At 63.1% G+C, this 1,447-nt stretch carries 5 protein-coding genes; all 5 read right to left on the bottom strand.

Going from position 1 to position 1,447, the window contains the following annotated elements; translation table 11 throughout:
• On the bottom strand, positions 1-196 hold a 196-nt coding region (locus tag OO70_RS50310), incomplete at its 3' end, for a hypothetical protein (protein WP_043688243.1).
• Positions 193-438, bottom strand: a complete 246-nt coding sequence (locus OO70_RS50305; RefSeq protein ID WP_157577742.1) for a hypothetical protein — start codon at positions 436-438, stop codon at positions 193-195. The genes OO70_RS50305 and OO70_RS50310, both read right to left, overlap by 4 nt.
• A 24-nt stretch (positions 439-462) precedes the next feature.
• Complete coding sequence (locus OO70_RS50300) at positions 463-939, bottom strand: hypothetical protein (RefSeq protein WP_030529811.1); 477 nt, start codon at positions 937-939, stop codon at positions 463-465.
• Between the two features lie 88 nt (positions 940-1,027).
• Complete coding sequence (locus OO70_RS55165) at positions 1,028-1,171, bottom strand: hypothetical protein (RefSeq protein ID WP_157577736.1); 144 nt, start codon at positions 1,169-1,171, stop codon at positions 1,028-1,030.
• A gap of 1 nt (position 1,172) precedes the next feature.
• The coding region (locus OO70_RS50295) for a hypothetical protein (protein ID WP_043688241.1) at positions 1,173-1,447 on the bottom strand (275 nt) is incomplete at its 5' end.

Genomic DNA, 1,447 nt, shown 5'->3' with positions numbered 1-1,447 from the left:
GCTTGCGCCCTTCGAGGTACGTTTCGAGCGCGGCCTGAACGTCGAGTTGCAGCTTGACCGCGTTCGCGTAGACCAGCGGGTTCTCGTCGGGATGCGCGGCCAGGTGGTCGAGCAACTGTTGGAGGCTGAAGAACGCCTTGGGGTGGGCCGTCAGCGCCGCGAGTGCGTCGAAGGTCTTGCGGTCGATCATCATCATTGATCGGTCCCCAGGCGCACGTCCAACATGCCAGCGCCGTCGCGGACGGTGCGCTGTGCCGGAGGATCGAGGACGTTGATGGCGGCGATCCGCGCAGCTTGGATCAGGTGTTGCCCGAGCTGGTTGGCGGCTTTCGGGTCGAGCGTGGTCGAGTACCCGAGATCATCGTCCTTCAGGACGACGGCCTGGTTGTTGTCCGCTTCGATGCGGATGGTGATCTTGGCACCGAGATCGGTGCTCACTTCGCGTGTGTACTGGCGCATGGATCAGGCCGCCTTCTTCGCCGACGTGGAGGGGGCACCCTTCGCGCTGTTCTTCTTCGACGGCTTGGTGCCCCTGGTGCCGACCGCCGAGACGTGGTTGTTCTTGCGACGCTGCTTCGCCGTCTTCGAGCTGCGGCCGATCAGGTTGCGGCGCGTGTATTCGCGGCGGCGCTTGGTGCAGGCGGCGGTGTCGCGATAGTTGAAGGTCGAGCTTTCGCCGGTCGGGTCACCGTTCGCGTCGAGTGCGACCTTGACGATGGCCGTCTCTTCATTGATGCGGCGCTTGACTTCGGTCAGCGTCACACCGAGCACCTTGCGGTTATGGCCGGGAGACCCGAGCGCATAGACCTTCTTGACCTCGTTCTTCTTCGGCGCTTCGGGCGCGACGCGCGCTGCGATCTGCGCCTTCTGGTCGGCCTTGTCCTTGAGCATCTTGCCGACGTGGTCGACCTTCTGCTTCTTGGCGTTCTGCTTCTTCATGGTGATGCGATCCTTGTAAGGTGACGGAGGTTACAGCGCGGGCGCACGGGTGACGGGAGATGGGATCACCCGTGCGGTAGTTGTTGAATCAGTTGGTGCTGATTACGCGAGAGATCGTCGTGGTCGTGGTGCTCGCCACCACAGTTCGGCCGACCCAGGTGATCGTCCACGCGGTCAAGAAGACCACGCTGAGGCCGATGAAGTGGGCGTCGAGGAAGTCGATGATCCCCATGTTACGCGGCTTCGGCGGTGTCGGTGGTCTTGGCAGACTTGCCGATCTCGTTCGCGATGCCCTTGGTCGACTGCCCGATGAGCCTGAGCAACGTGCTGTCGGTCTCGTTGTCGGCGAACATAGCCAGGGCGGCGATGATGAATGCCTGGTCGAAGAGCATCGCTTTCACGATGTCGCTCTCGACATTGGCGTCACTGAGCTGTTTGACCTCGGTATCGCTCCGCGCCCCGACTGCGACGAGAGCGGCACAGAGGGGCTCGCCAGCCGCCAACAGCG

The sequence above is a fragment of the Streptomyces xylophagus genome (genome assembly GCF_000716435.1).
GTDB classification, from domain to species: Bacteria; Actinomycetota; Actinomycetes; order Streptomycetales; family Streptomycetaceae; genus Streptomyces; species Streptomyces xylophagus.
This window is presented reverse-complemented; position numbering and strand designations above follow the sequence as displayed.

Excerpts from the sequence above, each read along its gene's own strand:
- OO70_RS50300 (WP_030529811.1), bottom strand. The coding sequence starts at position 939 with ATGAAGAAGCAGAACGCCAAGAAGCAGAAGGTCGACCACGTCGGCAAG.
- OO70_RS55165 (WP_157577736.1), bottom strand. The coding sequence starts at position 1,171 with ATGGGGATCATCGACTTCCTCGACGCCCACTTCATCGGCCTCAGCGTG.